This is a genomic window from Mucilaginibacter sp. (assembly GCF_035492695.1).
Classification (GTDB): domain Bacteria; phylum Bacteroidota; class Bacteroidia; order Sphingobacteriales; family Sphingobacteriaceae; genus Mucilaginibacter.
On the sequence record NZ_DATJJC010000033.1, the window covers coordinates 476,601 to 498,201 of the forward strand.

Consider the following 21,601-nt stretch of genomic DNA (forward strand, 5'->3'; position numbering starts at 1 on the left):
GTAACTTCGGGCTTTAAATACCGTATTACGTCGAATGAAAGTTATATTCCTTTCGGTGTTTCTTCTCCTGTTTGCTTCGCTCGTTTATGCTCAGCGGCAATACTCCACTACTGATAAACAAGCAATTCAATATTTCTCATTGGCTAATCAAAGTCTCGACGACCATATGTACGATGAGGCCATTGAACATCTGCAAAAAGCCATTAGTGAGGATGCAAAATTCATAGAGGCCCACGTTCTCTTGGCCGATGTCTTACGGGGCAGGTGGCGTTATGCCGAGGCAGCAGACCAATTCATCAAAGCCATCGCTCTCGATCCGGAATTTAGCCGGGGCATTTATTATAAGCTTGGCGATTGCGAAGTTCATAACGCCCAATATGCGCAGGCTAAAATACATCTCGAAAAATATCTATCATACGATAACACAACCCCTCAGACGGCGGCAATTGCGAAAAAGTTGTTGAATGACTGCGCCTTCAGTATCGATGCCATACAGCACCCGGTACCATTCAAACCCATTAATGTAGGAGACGAGATCAATACAACTGATGACGAATACCTGCCAACGGTAACAGCCGACGAGAATACGCTGATATTCACCCGTAAGATCAACAACAACGAGGACTTTTATAAAAGCGATAAGGTTAGCGGCAAATGGCAAACCGCTACCTACCTGAGCGACCAGATCAATACGCCCCGATATAACGAAGGTGCCCAATCCATCTCACAAAATGGTAAAGTGCTGTTTTTTACCGGCTGTAACCGCCCGGATGGCCTTGGACGATGTGACATATACATTGCCACCAAAAAAGGCAATGACTGGAATAAACCTTTTGATATAAGCCCGCCGGTAAACACAAATGGCTGGGAATCGCAGCCATCGATCAGCGCAGATGGCCGTACTTTATATTTCGTTAGCAACCGCAAGGGTGGTTATGGGGGCTACGATCTTTACAAATCAACCCTGAGCGAAAAAGGCTGGTCGCAACCGGAGAATATGGGCCCGAATATTAACACGCCTTATGATGAACAGTCGCCATTTATTCACCCCGATGACAGTACTTTTTACTTCTGCTCTAACGGATGGCCGGGACTAGGTGGCATGGACCTGTTTGTAAGTCACCTTGGACAGGATGGCAAATGGCAAAAACCAATAAACCTGGGCTACCCTATCAATTCAAACGGCGATGAGAATGGGTTAACCTTAACGGCCAATGGTACTTACGCATTCTTTGCCTCAAACAAATTGAACGGCCAGGGAGGTTTTGATATCTATACTTTTGAACTGCCGCCTGCATTGCGGCCGCATGAGGTTACTTATGTGAAAGGAAACGTATATGATGCGGTGACTAAACAGCCGCTTGAATCGGCCGTTGAGATTGTTGACCTTGTAAAAAACCTGCCGGTTTACCAGGATTACAGTTCGGCCGATCAGGGCGATTTCCTGGCGACCATTACAACAGGTAAGGATTATGGGTTAAATATCGCCAGGGATGGTTACCTGTTTTATTCGGCCAATTTCTCGCTTGCAGGTCATGTCAATACAGAGCCTTTTCATATTACCGCATACCTGCAGCCTATAGAGGTTGGCAATAAGGTGATCCTGAAGAACATCTTTTTCGATACCAATAAATTTGACATTAAGGATGAATCGAAGCCTGAATTACAAAAACTCGTGGATTTCCTTAACCTGAACAAGACCGTACATATCGAAGTATCGGGCCACACGGATAACGTGGGTACTGTGCAGTCTAACCAGGTGCTTTCAGAAAACCGCGCCAAAGCAGTTTATCAATATTTGATTGCTAATGGTATTCAACCTGAGAGGCTAACCTACAAAGGCTATGGCGAAACGCAACCAATCGAACCAAACGACACGGATGATGGCCGCAGTAAAAACCGGAGGACGGAGTTTAAGATAATTGCGAAATGAGGTGAAAGGATAAAGGATAAAGGTCGGAACTAAACGTTTTGAAAAAGCTTTCTCACGTCCATTAATATTTTCCCCAGATTGTTTTCCCCTGTACCATCGGTCCCACCTCCCCAGTAGTAATCATTTGGAGAGTTCTCGATAATTTCGTCGGTGCCTGTTTCGATAAGGATATTTCGAATACCGGTATGTGTTTGAAACTTTTTCAGAACGGCTTTAAACATTATCTCATTTTTGATATCGTCCCAATCTGGCCGGATAGGCATCTTTCTTGAACGCCCTAAATTTGCTGCATCTTTTGCGGAAGATGATTTTCTTATTTGTTCCTGATAATTCTTATCCGCGAATTTTTGCGCCTGGAAATAATGTTCCACTGTCGGCCACCATGCTCCATCCATTTCAACACCAAAATGGGAAAAGTTTGAAAACTCTCCATACTGCTCATCTTTGGCGTAGAAATAAATAACATTCATGATTAATTCTATACAAAAAAGCCGGCATCAAAACCGGCTATAAATTTATATAAGTAAGACAAACCTTTTGCCTTTATCCTTTCAACTTTCACCTAAAAGCTCAATTCCCCATTTCCGACATAAACTTAATGCGCATCAATTGTACTTCCTCGCGGGTATAGTCGTCGGCGCCCAGCTCTGCAAGGGCATTGTCTATCGAATCTATTTCAGCGGTTTTGAAATAATCAAATACTTCATCCTGTTTGTCTTCGTCGATCACTTCGTCAATAAAGTAATTAAGATTGAGTTTTGTACCCGAATTAACAATAGTCTCTACCTCACGCAATATTTCTTCATAAGTTAACCCTTTTGAAGCGGCTATGTCCTCCAGGCTCAGATGGCGGTCGATATTCTGAATGATATAAACCTTTAGCGCCGATTTGTTGGCGGCGCTCTTGATCACCATATCCACCGGGCGGTCTATCTCGTTATCCTCCACATATTTCTTGATCAGGTCGATAAAAGGTGCACCAAATTTCATGGCCTTGCCTGCACCTACACCCGATATTTGTTTCAGTTCCTCGGTTGTTATCGGGTAATGCGTACACATTTCCTCCAGCGACGGATCCTGGAATATCACGAACGGCGGCAATCCTTTTTGCTTGGCCATCTTCTTGCGCAAATCCTTCAGCATTTGCAACAATTCAGTATCCAGCGCACCTCCGCCCTGCTTCGGGCCTTCTTCCGATTCATCGTCATCCGTGGCGCCCATGGGCCGGTTCATCACAAACCGGATGCTATGCGGATTATCCAAAAAGTTGACACCTGCCTTGGTTAGTCTCAGCAGGCCATACTGGTCGATATCTTTTGATAAATAATTATTAAGCAGCGCCTGCCTCATTAACGATTTCCACAGGTTTTCGCCATCGTCCTTACCCGAACCGAACTCATCTATCAAATGATGCCCATAATTATGAACCTGCGGGTTGTCAACACCCATCAATACACTGACAACATGGTCGTCGTCAAATTTTTCACCCATCTTTTTGATCAGGCTCAAAGCTTTATGCAGCTGCTCTTCCCCGTCAAAATGCTCCTTATGTGCGCAGCAATTATCACACATATTGTTGCAGCCTGCTTCGTTAAAATTCTCACCAAAATAATGCAGCAATTGCTTGCGGCGGCATACTGACGATTCTGCGTAATCAATGACTTCCTTCAATATCTGTGTGCCTATCTCGCGCTCAGATACAGGTTTATCCTTCATGAATTTCTGCAGCTTGTCAATATCTTTTTCCGAATAGAACGCCACACAAACACCCTCGCCACCGTCGCGCCCCGAGCGGCCCGTTTCCTGGTAATAACCTTCCATGCTTTTCGGCATGTCGTGGTGTATCACATAACGGACGTCCGGTTTATCAATACCCATACCAAAGGCGATCGTCGCCACGATAACATCCACATCTTCCATCAGGAACTTATCCTGTGTGTCGGCCCTGACTTTAGATTCAAGGCCGGCATGGTATGGCAATGCTTTTACACCATTGAGATTTAAGGCCTCGGCGACTTCTTCCACCTTTTTACGGCTAAGGCAGTATATTATACCCGATTTTCCCTGGTTCTGTTTAACAAATTTGACGATCTCTTTGATCACGTTCCTTTTGGCCCGCACCTCGTAAAACAGGTTGGAGCGATTGAACGACGATTTGAAAACCGTTGCATTGTTCATTTGCAGGTTTTTCTGGATGTCCTGCTGTACCTTAGGGGTTGCCGTGGCGGTTAAGGCAATAATTGGGATGTCATCGCCGATATTGCTGATCACCTGGCGTATTTTACGGTATTCGGGCCTAAAATCGTGCCCCCATTCCGATATGCAGTGCGCTTCGTCTACAGCAACAAAAGAAACGTGGTTCAAACGCAGAAAGTCGACATTTTCCTGTTTGGTTAATGATTCGGGCGCTACATAAAGCAGTTTTGTTTTTCCGCCCAATACATCCTCCTTAACACGGGCTATATCAGCCTTTGTAAGCGATGAATTTAGAAAATGTGCTATACTGTCCGAACCTCCGAAGGCTCGCAATTGGTCAACCTGGTTTTTCATCAGCGCTATCAGCGGCGAGATAACGATGGCGGTGCCATCGCTCATTAATGCCGGTAACTGGTAGCACATGGATTTTCCCCCGCCCGTCGGCATAATCACAAAAGTATCGTTTCCGGCGAGGATATTCGTGATGATCGCTTCCTGCTCTCCTTTGAAGTTATCGAACCCAAAAAAATTCTGCAGGTTGTCAAAAAGCGACCGTTTCGTTTCAATCATTATAGGTAATTATATTATTGTATTTAAAAGTTCAAAATAACAAAATTTTCTAAATAAACGTTGCGTTTTGTTTTAAATTTTATATAAAAATGATTTTTAAATGAAAACAATTTGTTTATTTACAGGATTTATAACTTTGATAAAATTTCGGGCGTTTAATGTGATTTTATTTAACAAATACTTTACAGAATAATGTCCAATTTTGTCACGGCCTTTAAGCTATAAAATTCTTTAAATTCAGATGAATAAAAACTATTATGCTATTATCATGGCAGGCGGTATCGGAAGCCGTTTTTGGCCTATTAGCAGAACCTCCTATCCAAAACAATTCTTAGACATACTCGGTACTGGCAAAACGCTGATTCAAAACACCTACGAAAGGTTCCTGAAGGTTTGCCCGAAAGAAAATATTTACGTTGTAACTAATGAAAATTATGCCGGGCTGGTAAAAACTCAGCTGCCCGATATGCAGGACGGCCAGATACTCACCGAGCCGGTGATGCGCAATACGGCGCCCTGCATTGCCTACGGCTGTTTCAAAATTGAAAGTATGAACCCGGAAGCTGCCATTGTTGTAGCGCCTTCGGATCACCTGATATTGGACGAGTCAGCTTTCATAACTGCCATCGAGAAATCGCTGAAGGTGGCTTCTGAGAAAGAATGCCTGATCACACTCGGTATAAAACCCTCGAGACCGGACACCGGCTATGGCTATATCCAGTTTACAGACAATGCCATAAACGACGAATTTCATAAGGTTAAGACATTTACCGAAAAGCCTAATCTTGAACTGGCCAAAACCTTTATTCAAAGCGGCGACTTTTTATGGAATGCCGGTATTTTCGTTTGGTCGGCTAAGTCCATTGTAAAAGCTTTCGTCCGCTACCAGCCCGAGATGAACGAAATATTTGCCGAAGCCCGTTCGGTATACAATACCGATAGCGAAAAGGCGCATGTGCACAAAGCCTATCAGCAATGCACCAATATCTCGATAGACTATGGCATTATGGAAAAGGCAGACAACGTTTATGTATTGCCATCAGAGTTCGGTTGGTCTGATCTGGGTACCTGGGCATCTATCTACCAGCTTGCAGACAAGGATTATGTTGGCAATGCGGTTATCCCTTCCGAAAAAGTGATCATGTACGATTCATCCAACTGTATGGTGAACGTGCCGGCAGATAAACTGGTGGTTTTACAGGGCCTGCATGATTTTATCGTGGTAGAATCAAACAACACACTTCTTATTTGCCCCCGCGACCAGGAACAAAACGTAAAACAGGTGGTAGCGGATGTGAAGACGAAGTTCGGAACGAAGTATATTTAGTGATTGGAGACTAGTGATTAGTTAATTAGTGGCTCTGATTTTTTTACTAAATCACAAGTTAACTAATCACAAATCACTACTCCTCTGCCTTATTGCCTCATACAGGATTACCCCGGTCGATACAGAGACATTGAGCGACTCAATTTCACCAAACATTGGGATCTTAGCCAGATGATCTGCCATGCGGATGATCTCGTTGCGGATACCGTCCTCTTCGGAGCCCATGATGATGGCTGTTGGTACGGTATAATCGGGCGCATAGATGTATTCCTTTGTTTTTTCAGTGCAGGCCACCAACTGCAAGCCCGACTCCTGTAAAAAGCGCATGGTTTGCATAAAGTTATCGTGGCGGCACACCGGTATTTTATACAGCGCCCCTGCCGACGTTTTGATACCATCGGCGTTGATCTGTGCCGAACCTTTTGCCGGGATAACGATAGCATGCACACCCGCACACTCCGCCGTACGGGCAATAGCGCCCATATTACGGACGTCGGTAATACCGTCCAGCACCAGTATAAGCGGCGTCTCCGCTTTTTCAAATATTTCGGGGATGATGTTTTCGATCTTCTGGTAAATGATGGGCGATATCACTGCAATAACGCCCTGGTGGTTTTTAGCGGTGATGCGGTTCAGCTTCTCAATGGGCACCTGCTGGGCGACAATGCTGTATTGGTGCAGCAACTCCCGCAATTCGTTCAGCAACCCGCCGCCAATGCCCCGCTGGATGTATAACGACTCGATCTCCTTCCCCGACCTTATCGCTTCTATAACAGCACGTATACCGAATATCATCTGGTTATTTTCGCGGGGCGGACGGGTATTGAAAGACATGAATTTTGAAGTAAAAGTTCGCCAAAAATAACCATATTAATTGATTTTCAGCACTTACTGATTTGATGATTATGGGGACTTAGTGTACCTGCTTTTCAAAATAATAAACATTTTAAATGTTTATCCACATTGCTGTTTTTCAGTTGCTTGCCTTTACAATTCACATCTTATCCACACAAAGTGTTAATACCATTGTTTGAAATTTGTACTGTTTTTGGCGTTTATGATTTGAATAAATATTTTGATGTTAGGTAATCCGAACATTTTTTGTATATTTTTGTTCCCTTATGATTTCTGATAACGAGACCCCCTATAACAAGCCGACAACCAACGAGCGCCGAAGCCGGATAACCAACCCCACACCTTATAGCGGGCTTGGCAAATTACCTCCGCAGGCGGTCGACCTGGAGGAAGCCGTTTTAGGTGCTTTAATGCTGGAGAAGGATGCACTTTCATCCGTTATCGATATCCTTAAACCCGAGGTTTTTTACAAGGATAATCATCAGAAGATATTTGCGGCCATACGCCATTTGTTTGAGCGCACGTCGCCGGTTGATATATTGACCGTAACCGCACAATTGCGCCAGCAAGGCGAACTGGAAATGATAGGCGGCGCCTATTACATTACCGAACTGACCAACCGTGTAGCTTCCGCGGCAAATATCGAGTACCACTCGCGCATAATCATCCAGAAGTTTATCCAGCGCGAACTGATCCGTATCTCGACCGAAGTGATTAATAACGCCTATGAAGATACCACGGATGTGCTCGACTTATTAGACAAGGCTGAAAAGAACCTGTTTGATATAGCCCAAAACAATCTGCGCCGCGACTCGCGCAAGATGGACGACATCATGCACGAAACATTGAAGGAAATGGAGGCCCTGAAGGATAAAAAAGATGGTTTGACAGGTGTCGCGTCCGGATTTACCGACCTGGACAGGATGACATCGGGCTGGCAGCGCTCCGACCTGGTGATCATAGCCGCGCGCCCGGCAATGGGTAAAACGGCTTTCGTGTTAAGTTGTGCCCGTAATGCGGCAGTTGACTTCAGTAAGCCGGTTGTGGTATTCTCGCTCGAAATGTCGTCGGTGCAGCTGGTAAACCGTTTGATTTCCGGCGAAACGCAGATAGAACAGGAAAAAATACGCAAGGGCAGCCTGGAAGAATGGGAATGGCAGCAAATACACTCCAAGATTGGCAGGCTCGAGCAGGCGCCCCTGATCATTGACGATACCCCTGCGCTGAATATATTCGAATTCAGGGCCAAATGCCGGCGCTTAAAATCGCAGCACGATATCCAGCTGATCATCATCGACTACCTGCAATTAATGCAGGGTAAAAGCAGCGATGGAAAAGGGGGCGGCAACCGTGAGCAGGAGATCGGCAGCATATCGCGCGCACTTAAATCGGTGGCTAAGGAACTTAATGTTCCGGTGATCGCACTTTCACAGTTAAGCCGTGCCGTTGAAAACCGCCCGGGGGCTTCCAAAAGACCAATGCTATCCGACTTGCGTGAATCCGGCTCTATCGAGCAGGATGCGGATATGGTGCTGTTCCTGTACCGTCCTGAATATTACGGGATGACAGAGGACGAGAATGGCATGCCTACGCAGGGTGTCGGCGAGGTTATCATAGCCAAACACCGTAACGGCGAGACAGGCACCGTCCGCCTTAAATTTGTTGGCAAGTATGTTAAATTCGTTGATCTTGACCAGGGCATGGACAATTTCGCGCCGCAGGGAGGTAATGCTTTCGCCGGCTTAAATCCTTCACAGGATTTTGAAAAGCCAAGCAACTTTATCATTCGTCCTTCAAGGATGGATGATATGGACGACGAACCGTTTTAAGTATATAAAATCCGTACACTAAGTGTTCACGCCGCCGCCGCTTGCCAGGGATATCTGGAGGCAATTTCCTATAAATCAGATGGTTAACTTTGTAAAAACTCCAAAAAGTGCCCCATTTTTGCACTTTTCGTGAACACCTATCCGGTAAATTATTGTTTATCAGTCCATTAGATGTTCATGAAATAGTCGATTTTTACCATGCTTTTCACCCCTAAATCAAGAAAAGTCAAAAAAAGTCAACATAAGGCCACATTGAGGCACTTTGGTGAAGAAAGTCTTCAATCTTTTTAGAAAAAGTTATTGCCGGCAGCCAAAAAACCAATACGTTTTTAAATTTAGTTATTGATTTTGGATACACTAAGCCTGTTATTGGTGATTTGTTAATAAGGCATCGGTGAACGCTGATTAAAAATTAATCAATAACCATTACTCTCCTAACCCCAACCCTCTTTTCCGCTTGTGAAAGAGATGTTCAACATGCAAATTTACACTAAATGTCAAAAAGGGTACAATCGCTCCCACCATACCCTTTTTTTAAAGACCACGAGGCGGATACTTCATTGACTAAAAGATATTGCATTTTTGAAGAGCAACCCTCGCTGAATATCATAATAAGCCAAAACCGACCAATGGTGAATTTACTTCATCAGAATTAATGTTTTATTCGTTTGATGAGGCAGCCGAAGCATTAAAAAAGCTTTTTAATACTAATCGTAGCTAATTCTTTATTCTTATCATCTATTATTTCCTGTATAGTATCGCCTACTTTCTTCAAATCGCCTTGTTTCCAATCTTGTATTTGCAGTTTGCTGAATGCATCCAAAAAATTATCCATATCCTGTATTTCAAAAAATGTAAGTGTTAAGCTTTTAGGGTTTAGTCTGTACTGAAGCAGGCCTATGTACTGGTAATACCTTGCTATCTGATAAAAATTGCCATCTCCATAATTTCTAAATGCAGCCAATATAATATTCATGCCTTTTTGGCCGAACATTTTTTCATAGTTTTCCAATACTGTCAACTCATCGGTGACAACATATTGCTTCAATCCGTTTTCTTTGACTATTCCATTTGCTATAAATTCCATATCCGAATATAGCTAATTTATAGAGGCAGTTTGCACTTGAATTTAATTAGATTTGAGTATGACTTTCAACGGCTTTCTCCGATTGTTATGTATGTACTATTGCAATCACGGGACAATGAATTATGCCAATTATTTGCTCATGCGTGAGTTTGTTAATGACCAAAAGGAATTACCAAATGAATCATTTCAAACATCTTTGATGCCAAATAATGAGCACATGAATTTAACCCCACAAGAGACTAAAAAACTTATTGAAACTTATAAAAACATGCTCGGTTGCACTTATTTTCAAAGCTTACAGGCAATATGGCATTTCAATGGCCAAGCTTTGAACGATAGGGCTATTGTGAATACACATACACTGATCACTGATTATTTAATAAGCAGAAATAGTAACGAATTGGCTCCGTTTATCGACAAACATGACTGGTTTAAAATTATGGGCATATTAAGAGATTTAGCTTCACATGGATGGAAAATAAAAGTTAAGGATGGATTAAAATTTACAGATACGGATAGGTCTGCTGTTAAGGGAATAAAACCCTACCCGAATGAATTGACTTTTCACACCATCATATTAACCCGAGGACAAAAAACAGTTCCTATGGTGAATGAGGTTCAGATATCCAAATTATTGCAACATTCTATTGGAATTTTCTTAAAAGATCCGAATTTTAATCCTCAAATCTCACATATCTAAATCACTTTCAGGGTAGTAACTAAATCCTGTATACTCCAGTGCCGGGGGCTAAAATATCAACCCCAATACCACCCCTATCACAATAACTACCGGGGTTTTAATTTTGGTGAAAGTAAGCAGCAGGAAGGTGCCGGCCATAATAACAAAGGGTTCCCAATGCAGGCCGAAAGGTATAGTAAGCATAATAAGTGCCGTAGCCATAAACCCGACGGCAGCAGCGCTGATGCCGCTTAATGAATTGCGGATACGGGTTATCTTTTTAAGATCTTCCCAAAACGGTACGATAAACAGGATGAGGATAAACCCTGGCAGGTTAATTCCGATAACGGCAACAATACTGCCAATGATCTGTCCGCCGACGCTAAACCCTTTATTGCCCAGGGTCATGCTGCCGATGAACGAGGTGAACGAAAATGTAGGGCCTGGCAAAGCCTGCTGCAGCGCAAAACCTGAAAGGAATTCGGAATTGGTGAGGTAGTGCTTCACCTCCACAAATTCGGTGAACATCAGCGGTACCAGCACCTGCCCGCCGCCAAATATCAGTATACCGTTACGGTAAAAGTTTTCGAATAAGCGTATCGGCAGGCTCAATGGCGATGCCTGGTTTATAACGGCGCCCAATGCTGCAAAAACCAGCAAGATGCCGATAAAATAGCTCACCTTTTTGGGGTTCACATTAGCAAAAAGCTTTACACGTATCTCGTCTTCCTGCGGCTGTGTTTCCAGCGCGGATGAAATGATGCCCCCCAGCAGGATCAATATCGGGAAGGCGTACGCGTTTCTAAGGATCAGCGTAGCTATCAGCGACCCGATAGCCAGGACAATAGAAACATTTGTTTTTAAAAATTTAATAGCGAACGTGTAGGTGGCGTAAGCAACAATACCTACCGCCATTGGCTGCACAAAACGGAGCACCTCGGCAAATTTGCTGTGCGTGAGCCACATTTTATAACTGATGGCTGCCAGGCACATAATAGTTGCCGATGGAAACACCCATATCAAAAAGGTAATAATGGCCAGGCGAAGCCCCCCAACCTTCCATGCGATGCCAACCAGTGTTTGCGTTGACGACGGACCGGGCAAAATTTGGGCAAGCGCGTTTAACTCCAATAATTCCTGTTCGGTAATGTAACGCCTCTTTTCAACAAACTCTCGCAGCAAAATAGCGATATGCGCCTGCGGCCCGCCGAACGCCGTAAAAGTGTATATCAACACATCGCGAAGAAATAAGAGCTGGCGTTTCTTCATTAGTTCATAGTAAATGGTTCATGGCTATATCAATTCATTTTATAATTATCTACTCTGAACTATGAACTCAATAATCATCATCAAAACCCGTCGCTTCCTGGTAAACTACCTTTAATTCGGCAAAGGCATGGTTGTCGCGTTTTTTTTGTGCAGCTTCCATACCGCGCTCGTATATCTTTATGGCATCGTCCTTACGGTTCAGCGCCTCATACAATTTACCCAGGTGATAATAAGTGCCCACATAGCCCGGGTGTTCGTTCACCAGTTTTTCGTAATATTCCAGCGCCTTTACGGTATCGTTCAGCCGCAGATATTCGGTCGCCAGGGCGTATTGTAAAAACTCGTCGTCAGGTTCATTTTTCAGAAACTCAAGCAACTTCTCTAAACGGCTTTCCTGCATTTTAAACTCTCTCTTTTTTATCTAACTTTGCACACCCGATTTTATGAAACTATTGGGGCGTTTTTATTGTAAAACGGTACGCCCGATAATTCATTACCAATTAAAAACATAACTGCATGAAAATACTGGTATGCATCAGTAATGTCCCTGATACGACGACAAAAATAACTTTTACTGATAACAACACGCAATTTAATACAAACGGGGTGCAATTTATCCTGAACCCTTACGATGAGATAGCGCTTTCACGCGCTATCGAACTTACCGAAGGCGGTAAAGGAACCATTACCGTTATCAATGTTGGCGAAGCAAATACCGAGGCCACCATCCGTAAAGCCCTGGCCATTGGTGCCGATGATGCTGTGCGTATCAATGCCAAACCGCACGATGCATGGTTTGTGACCTATCAAATTGCCCAATATGTAAAACAAAATGCTTTCGACCTGGTGTTGACCGGTCGCGAATCCATCGACTATAATGGCTCGAAGGTTGCCGGGATGCTGGGCGAATTGCTGGATATACCATCCGTTTCCATTATCAAAAAATTGGATATTGATGGTGACAAAGGCACCGTAGAGCGCGAGATTGAAGGTGGTAAAGAGGTGCTGACCATCCCCTTCCCTTTTGTAGCCGGTGCGGCCGAGGGCGTTGCCGAGCCGAAGATACCAAACATGCGCGGCATCATGTCGGCGCGTACAAAACCGTTGACCGTAGTTGAACCTGTGGAGGTGAAGACCACTTCGGAAATATTAAGCTATGAAACCCCTGCCCCGCGTGGCCAGGTAAAATTGATCTCTGTGGATGACAGTGCCAGCCTGATCGGTTTATTGCATACCGAAGCGCACGTTATTTAATTTATTGACCTATTCTTAAGAAATACTTATGGCAGTTTTAATATATGCGGAAAATGCCGGCGGCAAATTCAAAAAATCAACTTTTGAAGCTGTATCCTACGCCCGTGCAATAGCCGACCAAACCAATACCAGTCTTACGGCTATCTCTATCGGCAACGTCGGTGCCGATGAATTAAGCACTTTAGCAAAGTACGGCGCAGATAAAATTTTAAATGTCTCCAACGACCAGCTTAAGCAGTTCGTTAACCAGGCTTACGCTTCTGTTATTGCGGATGCTGCCGCGAAAGAAGGAGCAAGCATCGTGGTTTTATCCAATTCATTTTCGGGCCGCGGACTTTCGCCGCGCATCGGTGTTAAATTACAGGCCGGTGTTGCCGACGGCGCTGTGGCCCTGCCGGAAATATCAGGTGATAAATTTACGGTCAGGAAAACCGCATTCTCGGGCAAAGCATTTGCCACGGTGCAGCTCACTTCGGCCAATAAAGTGGTGGCCCTGGTGCCCAACTCTTATCAAGTGGTTGAAAAACAAGCCGCAGGCAAGGTTGAAGACTTTAATGCCAACGTTAAGCAGTCTGATTTTAAGGCTATCGTAAAAGAAATTGTACAAGCGACAGATAAGGTTTCGCTGCCTGATGCCGAGATCGTTGTATCCGGCGGCCGCGGATTAAAGGGCCCGGAGAACTGGGGGATGATAGAAGAGCTGGCCGGTTTGCTTGGTGCGGCTACTGCCTGCTCAAAACCGGTTTCTGATGCCGATTGGCGCCCTCACAGCGAACATGTTGGACAAACCGGCATAGCTATCAGTCCAAATTTGTATATTGCGGTCGGAATTTCGGGGGCTATACAACACCTTGCAGGTGTAAGCTCATCAAAAGTTATCGTGGTTATAAACAAAGATCCCGAAGCACCGTTTTTCAAGGTGGCTGATTACGGAATTGTGGGCGATGCGTTTGAAGTGGTACCCAAATTAATAGCAGCAGTAAAAGAATATAAAGCTTCAGCATAAAGGTTTTGCAGTGATGGGCAACAACATGAAAAAAATTAAACTGGATATAGTGGGCCTCTCCTACAGCCAAACACAGTCCGGCGCATATGCCTTGGTTTTGGGTGAAGTTAGCGGGCGCCGCAGGCTGCCCATCATCATCGGAAGTTTTGAGGCCCAGGCCATAGCCATCGAGATCGAAAAAATGACCCCGAGCAGGCCGCTCACACATGATCTTTTCAAAAATTTTGCCCAGGCTTTTGATATTACCATACAAGAAGTTACGATCTACAACCTTGTCGACGGTATTTTTTATTCCAAACTCATTTGTTCCGACGGTAAAAAATCCATTGAGATAGATGCCCGCACGTCTGACGCTATAGCCATGGCTGTCCGGTTCGATTGTCCCATTTACACGTACGAGTTTATCCTCTCAAGCGCAGGTATTGTAATTGAAGGTAATGATTTTGTGTACCTTGAAAACATGGCCGACGCTGCAACCGAAGAAAAATCGGTAGCGTCTTCGCCAACCGGTTACACCTCGCTCAGCAACGATGAGCTGAAAAGCAAGCTGCAGGAAGCGCTGTCTGAAGAGGCTTACGAAAAAGCAGCAAAAATACGCGACGAGCTCAATCGCCGGAAAGCGTCTTAATTAGATTTGAGACGTGAGATATGAGATTTGAGACAAATAATTGTCTGCTTCTTTTATTTTCGCATGGTTTCTCATATCTCATATCTCAAATCTCATATCATTTTTCTACTTTAACACCCATTAACTTTTAACGCAAGGCACAACGGATGAATATTAAGCTTCGCTTAACGCTGATGAACTTTATGCAATATTTTGTGTGGGGTGCGTGGCTTTTAACTATAGGACATTATTGGTTTGATAATAAACTTGGGAGTGCTACTCAATTTACAGCTATATTTTCGACAATGGGCATTGCTTCAATTTTTATGCCCGCTTTAACAGGCATAATTGTCGATAGGTATATCAATGCTGAAAAATTATATGGCATCATGCATACTTTAGGTGCACTTGTCCTATTCAGCTTGCCTATGGTAAAAAACCCGAATATCTTCTTTTGGGTAATGTTACTTAATATGCTGTTTTACATGCCTACTATATCATTATCTATAACCGTCGCTTATTCTGCTTTAAAAAAAGAAAAAATAGATGTAGTAAAAGAGTACCCGCCAATCCGGACATGGGGTACTGTTGGCTTTATAGCTGCGTTGTGGACGGTAAGCCTCACTAAAAATGAAAGTTCGTCAAATCAGTTCGTTATAGCTGGAATTGTGGCAATCATGCTTGGACTTTATGCCTTTAGTTTGCCAAAATGCCCGCCTTTATACACTAAGACCAATAAGAAATCATTTATAGACAATTTGGGACTCAGAGCCTTCACGCTTTTCAAAACACGAAAATTTGCCGTTTTTTTTATATTTTCATTATTGTTAGGGGCAGCACTCCAATTGACCAACGCTTTTGGAGATGTTTTCTTAGGTGATTTTAAATATATACCGGCCTATAAAGAATTGCTTACTGTAAAATACCCGGCGATTATCATGTCGATTTCCCAGGTTTCAGAAACGCTGTTCATCCTCGCAATTCCATTCTTTCTGCGAAAATTCGGTATCAAATATGTCATGCTGTTCAGTATGCTGGCATGGGTGCTGCGTTTTGGCCTGTTTGCATTTGGAAACCCTGCCGATGGTTTATGGATGATCATTTTATCCTGCATCGTTTACGGTATGGCTTTTGATTTCTTTAACATCTCTGGCTCACTGTTTGTCGAAACGCAAACAACGCCTGAGATACGCGGAAGCGCTCAAGGGTTATTTATGATGATGGTCAATGGTTTCGGGGCTTTGTTCGGAAGCTTTTCGAGCGGACTAATTATCGATAAGTTTTTTTTATTGCCCGACCATAGCAAAAACTGGCAGGGCATCTGGCTTACTTTTGCCGCGTATGCGCTGGTTATTGCCTGCATATTCCCTTTTGTGTTCAGGTATAAACACAATGCCGCGCTGAAGCACGCTATTGAACATGCTTGAAAATAGCCCATGATGAAAAAGCATCTGGTATGCTCACCATTCGTTAAAGGTAGTTTATAAACACGGCTGGTTTCGTACAACCACCAAGCTTATCGGTATGAGCATGATGTATTTTATCTCGTTTGCATTCTGCATCACGCTGCTGTTCGTGGTAACCGCCATTATCTAATTTCCGAAAGCATCAAGCGCGATAGTTGGCTTGCCGGTATTGTCAAATGCCCCAAGGCCATATCCCTGCCAGTTATAGGCTTCCGGCTCCCAGTAAAATACGCCCAATCCGTTATTGCCTGGGATACCGTTTACTTTGGTGATGATATCTGTCAAAAAGTCCCGCGATGCGGTCGGCTGATTGGCCTGCATCCCCACCTCGCATAACATTACCGGCGTACCATAACGCGTCACCATATCGTTGATGTTACTTTGGCATTGCGCATCAAGCGTTGTATAATTGGTGGTTGAAGGATATAACGACATGCCAATAATATCCCAATGAGCGCCATTATTCTTCAGGCCGTCGAAAAGATACCTGAACAGGTCGTTGTTAAAGCCATTGGATACGTGGATGATAACTTTAGTAGTGCTACTTACCGATTTGACAGCCTGGTACCCGGCTTCAACCAGCGCCGCAAAATTGGCCATGTGTGCCGACGCTCTTCCATCCTCCCAAAGCATCCCGTCGTCAACTTCGTTGCCCACCTGCACCCAATCCGGTGTAATGCCATTGGTTTTTAGCGTGTTCATGGTAGTCACCGTATAATCGTGCAGCGTTGTCGCCAGGGTAGCAAAATCGAGGCCAGCCCATGCTGCCGGCTTAGGCTGCTTACCCGGATCGGCCCAGCTGTCGCTGTAATGAAAATCGATCATGATCTTCATTCCGGCACTTTGCGCCCGCTTTGCTTTGGCTACTACATCTGCCGTATTGCACCAGCCATCCGATGGGTTTACCCATGCCCTTAACCTGATGGAATTAAACCCCAGGCTTTTAAGTAACACGAACAGATCCTTTTGCGCGCCAGACTTATCGTAAAACTTAACCCCCGATGATTCCATTTGTGTTACCCAGCTTATATCGGCGCCTTTGGCAAAACCGGTGGCTACAACGGGCGCCTTATATACGGGTGGATTGATCTGTACATCACCGCCACTTTTTTTTGAACACGAAAACACAAGCAAACTTAAGGCGATGGAAGCCAGCAACACTTTTTTCATACTACAGCTAAAGATCTATAATGAGAACGCCAAACAGGCTTTCACAAATATAAATCATGTAACCGGAAAATAAAATGTTGATTTAACATTTATTCTGCAAACGCCGTCCCTTAGCTGGCGATGGAAGAAAATGTTTAGTTGGCCAATTCATTTTGGAGCGCCTCGATAGCATTTGCAAGGTAAGCCATGGGCGCATTCCAGTTTATGGCTATCTCATTTACCGCGTAAGCCTGGTCGTTATCAATGTAGGCCTCGTCGGGCACAGTTGAGGGTACTTTGACATGGTCCTGCATACGCGGGTTGGCCCCTGCCACCAATAAGCCGGGAACAGGCTCCGTAATGCCATCGGCAATTGAAGGCCGGTGATGCGGGTGCATGGGTGTTTTGCTTCCAAAACCGGTTACAAAGGAATAACCTGTTCCGTTACGCCCCAATAAGTAATCGAGGTTCGATAGCGCCGCATCCAGGTATTTTTTGTCATGTGTTAGTTTATAACCTTCTAAAAGTGCGATGCCCTCATTCGCTGCCACCGAATTACTGCCCCATATAAAGTTAGCCCTTTTCTTTTGCATCACGGTGTGGTAAGCAGTGCTATCCTTCCCTTTTACCAGGTTGTCTGCGAAGGTTATCATATTCTTCTTCAGCCTCTCCTTTTCCGGGAAACTGTTTTTTAGACCATTACTGTTTCGCAGTATCGAATAGTATCCCAGCAACCGCACCTGGCTCCAACTCGGCAAAGGCATTTTATCGTCCGGCAGAATGTTTGTTTTTTTTATATACTGATCATCATGCGTGGTAACGAATAATTCAGATGCCGCCCAAATAAATTCATCGCTTACATACCGGTCGCCGTATTCCCCGGTTACTATTTTAGGCTCAAATTTTTGATTAATAACATTCTGGCTGTAAATAGCATCCGGATTTTTTTGCGCCCATTCCCAGGCTTGTTTTGCAGCAGCCAGGCACGAGTCGGCCAGGCCGGGCAATTGTTTCGGAAACTGTTTAAATATCCTCGCCGATTGTGCCATCACCGCCGCAAAGTCAAGCGCTGCTGCCGTGCTTTTCTGCACAACATACCGCGTATTTGTAGCCTGGTCGGGCATTATCATCTTATCAAACTGCGGATTGGTCAGTTTATGATAAACACCGCCGTCGTTCGGGTCCTGCATGGTCAGCATCCAGCGGATGTTCCACAACGATTCATTGAGTATATCGGGCACGCCATTACCGCTTTCCGGAATGTTCATCCTCACAGCCTTCATATAAGCGGGGAAATCCTCGTATAAGGCCAACAAGGTATACGTAGAAATGCCGCTGTTCACAATATATTTATTATAATCGCCGGCATCGTACCAGCCGCGGGGCGACGAAATTACCGTTCCCTCAGGTCGTTCAGCACTGGCAGCCGAAGCATGTACCAGTACCTTATCATCCGGATGCCCCTCTGTCCTAGCCCATTTACCGGCATATTTTTCCGGTAATGGCACCGAAACACGCTGGAAGTAATAAGCTTTAACCAGGCCGTTGGCAAGTTCGCGATAAACTGAACTTTTGATCTCGAAAGAGTAAGAATCACCTAAACCCTTTACTTCCAATACATATTTTCCCGGTTTATTAAATGCCGAAAAATCGGCAACCGACGTGTATTTTCCGTTAAATGCGGGTTCATCCGATCTTTTTAGCTTGCCTTTAAAGGCCTGTTTTCCGGCTGTGTTCCTTATAATAAAATCGTCGTGACTGTCGCCTAAAACAATGGCAATCTTAGGGCCATTCGGGTAAAAGCCGATCTGGTCGAGCCGTATTAGCTGTTTTGCGCTGTCAGCGGGCGCCTGTGCGGCAGCAATGCCTGCGCTCAGCAGAAATAATATCAGTACAGAAAAGGATATTCGTTTTAACATCAGTTTTAATTGGCCCCTAAATTTAGTGTGATATATACAATAAGTGTAATACTAAACCTGCAAAATATCAGCATATATTTTAACAAATAATGATACTAAAACAACTTTTAATTGTGCAATTATTTGATATACAGGTTATTGAAGGAATGGCAAACAGGCCCAGACTTTGAGGTGGAAAGATGATTGAGTTTACGCCATTTACGCAGAAAAGTATCTGGAACCAGTTATATCTAAATGGAAATATCCGGCAAAAACCCAGTTTACGGAACCTGGAGTATTTACCGGATATTATGTTTGCCTGGTATAAATTTCAGAAAATATTTGGCAATTGCAAATACTTATTCAATTTATTGGAACGATGATAGCTTGCCCTGGTAATAGTCGAGTATTTTGATACGGGTAATATAATCATAACGTGCACTAATAAGGTTAATATTAGCCGCATCTAAATTCTGTTTTGACAACACGAAAATATCTGCGGTAACAACACCGTTTTCAAATTTGGCCTGTGTAACACGGTACGACTCTTTATAAGTTTCCACCTGTTGTAGAAGGACATGATAGCGGTCGTACGCAGTTGTCATATTTGAATAGGCCTGCGCTATCTGTTGTTTCAACTGAACCTGGGTGCCATCACTCGCATTTTTTGCATCTTCCAGGTCGATTTTTGCCTTGGCAACATTATTCCTTGTTTGAAACCAGTTTAGGATTGGTATTTGCACCTGCAGGCTTGGCCCATAACTATAATTATTCCGAAACTGGCTGGTAAAGCTTGCCGGATTTGTATTTGAAAAATTTGTGCCTATACCGGCCCCTAAAGATATGTTGGGGTAGTACTTGCCTTTTGCTGCCGAAACCTCTTTTTCTGCTGCTTTCACCCGCAGGTCTGCCGCTTTAACCACAGCAAGGTTACTTAAAGCTGAGGAATATATCTGATCTGGTCCCTGATCATAATTTGCAGGCATTTGATCGGCCGTAAGCCTGGCAAATTTAACTGTGGTGCTAAACGGAACGTTCATTGCTTCCAATAAATTCAGCTTTGCAGTAATTACACCGTTTTTTGCGTTAACTACTGTAAGCGCATCGTTATCGTGCGTTCCCTTTATATTGAGATAGTCTGTTGGTGTGATCGAACCTGCATTATTCAAGGCAGTTACGCGGTCTACATTAACTTTTGACGCATCAAACTGAAGATTCGCCTGGTTCAGCTGATCTTCGCTGCTTAGTTCCTGCAGGTATAAAGCCGTAATATTTATAGTAGTAATATCCTTTATCTGTTGAAAATCCATCTTTCCGGCCTGGTATAGCAACGAGTTCTGTTTGATGGTATTGATCAAATTCAAACCATTGAATAACGTTACGTTAGTGCTAAGATTATACTGGCCATAAGTGATCCTTTGGGTTACATAATTGTAAGTTGTCGGGTCCTGGCTGCGACCGTTGCTGATACTTTCGTATATGTTCCCGTTCAGGTTAGGCAACAGGTTTTCACGTGCCTGCCTCGAATTTACCTTTGCTCTTTCTAACTGGGTACTACTCTTTTTAACATCCAGGTTATTTTTTATCGCAAGGTCTATGCATTGCTGCAGTGTATAAACGGTGTCTGCCTGCTGTGCTTTAGCAGAAACAATTAAGGTTAGTAATAAAAGTATTAAAGCTATTTTTCTAAAAAACATGATGGTATAATATTTATTTTTTATCTCAGAACTTGCGCGACGACTCGACCTTGCCGTCCAGCAGGTCGATTATCCTCGTGCCGTATTCTGCATTCTTTTCGGAATGGGTTACCTGTATAATGGTCACGCCGTCCTCCTTATTTAGTTTCCTGAACAGTTCCATTATCTCCTCCCCTTGTTTCGAATTAAGGTTACCGGTAGGTTCGTCGGCTAATATCAGTTTCGGGCTGGCTATCAGCGCGCGCGCTATACCCACAAGTTGCTGCTGTCCGCCCGATAATTGCGCAGGGAACAGATCTTTCTTGCCAACTATCTGGAACCTGTCCAGCATATCGGCCACCATTGCCTTGCGTTCGGAACCTTTTACGTCCTGGTATATCAGCGGGGTTTCTATGTTTTCGTAAACGGTAAGCTCGTCTATTAAGTGGTAAGCCTGGAAAACAAAGCCGATGTATTGTTTATAAAGCGCCGACCGTTGTTTCTCTTTAAGCTGATGCACCGCTTGCCCCATAAAGTAATGGTACCCCTGCGAAGGTTCGTCAAGCATCCCTATTATATTCAATAAGGTAGATTTGCCAGAGCCCGACGGGCCCATGATAGAAATAAACTCGCCCTGGTCGACATCAAGGCTGATATCATTTAGTATAAGATTCTTGTTGCCGCCAACCTGGTAATATTTGGTTACGTGTTGTAGTGATAGCATATCTTTAATTTTTGAATTACTTAATTAGTGAATTATTGATTTAATATTAGTAATTCATTTTGGCATTAAGCAATCA

At 43.9% G+C, this 21,601-nt stretch carries 18 protein-coding genes; 8 read left to right on the top strand and 10 right to left on the bottom strand.

Annotated features, from left to right (window positions below; all coding sequences use genetic code 11):
* Positions 1-34: 34 nt before the first annotated feature.
* Positions 35-1,933 carry an OmpA family protein gene (locus VL525_RS22430; RefSeq protein WP_325389940.1) on the top strand — a complete coding sequence of 633 codons (1,899 nt, stop codon included), beginning with the start codon at positions 35-37 and terminating at the stop codon, positions 1,931-1,933.
* Between the two features lie 29 nt (positions 1,934-1,962).
* On the opposite strand, the gene VL525_RS22435 is transcribed toward VL525_RS22430, so the two are convergent.
* Entirely contained in the window at positions 1,963-2,403 is a 441-nt protein-coding gene (locus tag VL525_RS22435) for an NADAR family protein (protein WP_325389942.1), read from the bottom strand.
* A gap of 100 nt (positions 2,404-2,503) precedes the next feature.
* Positions 2,504-4,699 carry a DNA helicase RecQ gene (recQ, locus tag VL525_RS22440; RefSeq protein ID WP_414684819.1) on the bottom strand — a complete coding sequence of 732 codons (2,196 nt, stop codon included), beginning with the start codon at positions 4,697-4,699 and terminating at the stop codon, positions 2,504-2,506.
* Between the two features lie 241 nt (positions 4,700-4,940).
* Here recQ and VL525_RS22445 point away from each other — a divergent pair, with 241 nt between their 5' ends.
* Positions 4,941-6,026 (top strand): mannose-1-phosphate guanylyltransferase, encoded by a 1,086-nt coding sequence (locus tag VL525_RS22445; RefSeq protein WP_325389944.1) that lies wholly within the window; start codon positions 4,941-4,943, stop codon positions 6,024-6,026.
* Between the two features lie 66 nt (positions 6,027-6,092).
* On the opposite strand, the gene rlmB is transcribed toward VL525_RS22445, so the two are convergent.
* A complete protein-coding gene (gene rlmB / locus VL525_RS22450) occupies positions 6,093-6,860 on the bottom strand; it encodes a 23S rRNA (guanosine(2251)-2'-O)-methyltransferase RlmB (RefSeq protein WP_325389946.1) in 768 nt (255 codons plus the stop codon).
* 287 nt (positions 6,861-7,147) lie between these two features.
* On the opposite strand from rlmB, the gene dnaB reads away from it, so the two are divergent.
* On the top strand, positions 7,148-8,710 hold the full coding sequence (gene dnaB / locus VL525_RS22455) for a replicative DNA helicase (protein WP_325389948.1): 1,563 nt from the start codon (positions 7,148-7,150) through the stop codon (positions 8,708-8,710).
* A gap of 688 nt (positions 8,711-9,398) precedes the next feature.
* Here the strand turns inward: dnaB and VL525_RS22460 are convergent.
* Entirely contained in the window at positions 9,399-9,797 is a 399-nt protein-coding gene (locus VL525_RS22460; protein ID WP_325389950.1) for a hypothetical protein, read from the bottom strand.
* Positions 9,798-9,912: 115 nt separating this feature from the next.
* Between VL525_RS22460 and VL525_RS22465 the strand changes: the two genes are divergently transcribed.
* On the top strand, positions 9,913-10,497 hold the full coding sequence (locus VL525_RS22465; protein WP_325389952.1) for a hypothetical protein: 585 nt from the start codon (positions 9,913-9,915) through the stop codon (positions 10,495-10,497).
* A gap of 48 nt (positions 10,498-10,545) precedes the next feature.
* Here the strand turns inward: VL525_RS22465 and chrA are convergent, their stop codons facing one another.
* Positions 10,546-11,745 carry a chromate efflux transporter gene (gene chrA / locus VL525_RS22470; RefSeq protein ID WP_325389954.1) on the bottom strand — a complete coding sequence of 400 codons (1,200 nt, stop codon included), beginning with the start codon at positions 11,743-11,745 and terminating at the stop codon, positions 10,546-10,548.
* Between the two features lie 67 nt (positions 11,746-11,812).
* Positions 11,813-12,145 carry a tetratricopeptide repeat protein gene (locus tag VL525_RS22475; RefSeq protein WP_325389956.1) on the bottom strand — a complete coding sequence of 111 codons (333 nt, stop codon included), beginning with the start codon at positions 12,143-12,145 and terminating at the stop codon, positions 11,813-11,815.
* 116 nt (positions 12,146-12,261) lie between these two features.
* Here VL525_RS22475 and VL525_RS22480 point away from each other — a divergent pair, with 116 nt between their 5' ends.
* From VL525_RS22480 to VL525_RS22495, 4 genes are all read left to right on the top strand, one after another.
* Complete coding sequence (locus VL525_RS22480) at positions 12,262-12,999, top strand: electron transfer flavoprotein subunit beta/FixA family protein (RefSeq protein ID WP_325389958.1); 738 nt, start codon at positions 12,262-12,264, stop codon at positions 12,997-12,999.
* Positions 13,000-13,027: 28 nt separating this feature from the next.
* The gene (locus VL525_RS22485; RefSeq protein ID WP_325389960.1) at positions 13,028-14,005 is read left to right on the top strand and encodes an electron transfer flavoprotein subunit alpha/FixB family protein; all 978 of its coding nucleotides are present in this window, start codon (positions 13,028-13,030) and stop codon (positions 14,003-14,005) included.
* 25 nt (positions 14,006-14,030) lie between these two features.
* On the top strand, positions 14,031-14,633 hold the full coding sequence (locus VL525_RS22490) for a bifunctional nuclease family protein (RefSeq protein ID WP_325389962.1): 603 nt from the start codon (positions 14,031-14,033) through the stop codon (positions 14,631-14,633).
* 146 nt (positions 14,634-14,779) lie between these two features.
* Positions 14,780-16,039, top strand: a complete 1,260-nt coding sequence (locus VL525_RS22495; RefSeq protein WP_325389964.1) for a nucleoside permease — start codon at positions 14,780-14,782, stop codon at positions 16,037-16,039.
* 165 nt (positions 16,040-16,204) lie between these two features.
* On the opposite strand, the gene VL525_RS22500 is transcribed toward VL525_RS22495, so the two are convergent.
* From VL525_RS22500 to VL525_RS22515, 4 genes are all read right to left on the bottom strand, one after another.
* Positions 16,205-17,248, bottom strand: coding sequence for a glycoside hydrolase family 53 protein (locus tag VL525_RS22500; protein WP_325389966.1), 1,044 nt, complete (start codon positions 17,246-17,248; stop codon positions 16,205-16,207).
* Positions 17,249-17,382: 134 nt separating this feature from the next.
* A complete protein-coding gene (locus VL525_RS22505) occupies positions 17,383-19,146 on the bottom strand; it encodes a glycoside hydrolase family 9 protein (protein ID WP_325389968.1) in 1,764 nt (587 codons plus the stop codon).
* A gap of 347 nt (positions 19,147-19,493) precedes the next feature.
* Positions 19,494-20,822: a TolC family protein gene (locus VL525_RS22510; protein ID WP_325389970.1), complete on the bottom strand. Its 1,329-nt coding sequence runs from the start codon at positions 20,820-20,822 to the stop codon at positions 19,494-19,496.
* Positions 20,823-20,847: 25 nt separating this feature from the next.
* Positions 20,848-21,525, bottom strand: a complete 678-nt coding sequence (locus VL525_RS22515; protein ID WP_325389972.1) for an ABC transporter ATP-binding protein — start codon at positions 21,523-21,525, stop codon at positions 20,848-20,850.
* Positions 21,526-21,601 lie beyond the last annotated feature (76 nt).

Coding starts and splice junctions, on each gene's coding strand:
- VL525_RS22430 (WP_325389940.1), top strand. CDS start 35: ATGAAAGTTATATTCCTTTCGGTGTTTCTTCTCCTGTTTGCTTCGCTC.
- VL525_RS22435 (WP_325389942.1), bottom strand. CDS start 2,403: ATGAATGTTATTTATTTCTACGCCAAAGATGAGCAGTATGGAGAGTTT.
- recQ (WP_414684819.1), bottom strand. CDS start 4,699: ATGATTGAAACGAAACGGTCGCTTTTTGACAACCTGCAGAATTTTTTT.
- VL525_RS22445 (WP_325389944.1), top strand. CDS start 4,941: ATGAATAAAAACTATTATGCTATTATCATGGCAGGCGGTATCGGAAGC.
- rlmB (WP_325389946.1), bottom strand. CDS start 6,860: ATGTCTTTCAATACCCGTCCGCCCCGCGAAAATAACCAGATGATATTC.
- dnaB (WP_325389948.1), top strand. CDS start 7,148: ATGATTTCTGATAACGAGACCCCCTATAACAAGCCGACAACCAACGAG.
- VL525_RS22460 (WP_325389950.1), bottom strand. CDS start 9,797: ATGGAATTTATAGCAAATGGAATAGTCAAAGAAAACGGATTGAAGCAA.
- VL525_RS22465 (WP_325389952.1), top strand. CDS start 9,913: ATGAATTATGCCAATTATTTGCTCATGCGTGAGTTTGTTAATGACCAA.
- chrA (WP_325389954.1), bottom strand. CDS start 11,745: ATGAAGAAACGCCAGCTCTTATTTCTTCGCGATGTGTTGATATACACT.
- VL525_RS22475 (WP_325389956.1), bottom strand. CDS start 12,145: ATGCAGGAAAGCCGTTTAGAGAAGTTGCTTGAGTTTCTGAAAAATGAA.
- VL525_RS22480 (WP_325389958.1), top strand. CDS start 12,262: ATGAAAATACTGGTATGCATCAGTAATGTCCCTGATACGACGACAAAA.
- VL525_RS22485 (WP_325389960.1), top strand. CDS start 13,028: ATGGCAGTTTTAATATATGCGGAAAATGCCGGCGGCAAATTCAAAAAA.
- VL525_RS22490 (WP_325389962.1), top strand. CDS start 14,031: ATGAAAAAAATTAAACTGGATATAGTGGGCCTCTCCTACAGCCAAACA.
- VL525_RS22495 (WP_325389964.1), top strand. CDS start 14,780: ATGAATATTAAGCTTCGCTTAACGCTGATGAACTTTATGCAATATTTT.
- VL525_RS22500 (WP_325389966.1), bottom strand. CDS start 17,248: ATGAAAAAAGTGTTGCTGGCTTCCATCGCCTTAAGTTTGCTTGTGTTT.
- VL525_RS22505 (WP_325389968.1), bottom strand. CDS start 19,146: ATGTTAAAACGAATATCCTTTTCTGTACTGATATTATTTCTGCTGAGC.
- VL525_RS22510 (WP_325389970.1), bottom strand. CDS start 20,822: ATGTTTTTTAGAAAAATAGCTTTAATACTTTTATTACTAACCTTAATT.
- VL525_RS22515 (WP_325389972.1), bottom strand. CDS start 21,525: ATGCTATCACTACAACACGTAACCAAATATTACCAGGTTGGCGGCAAC.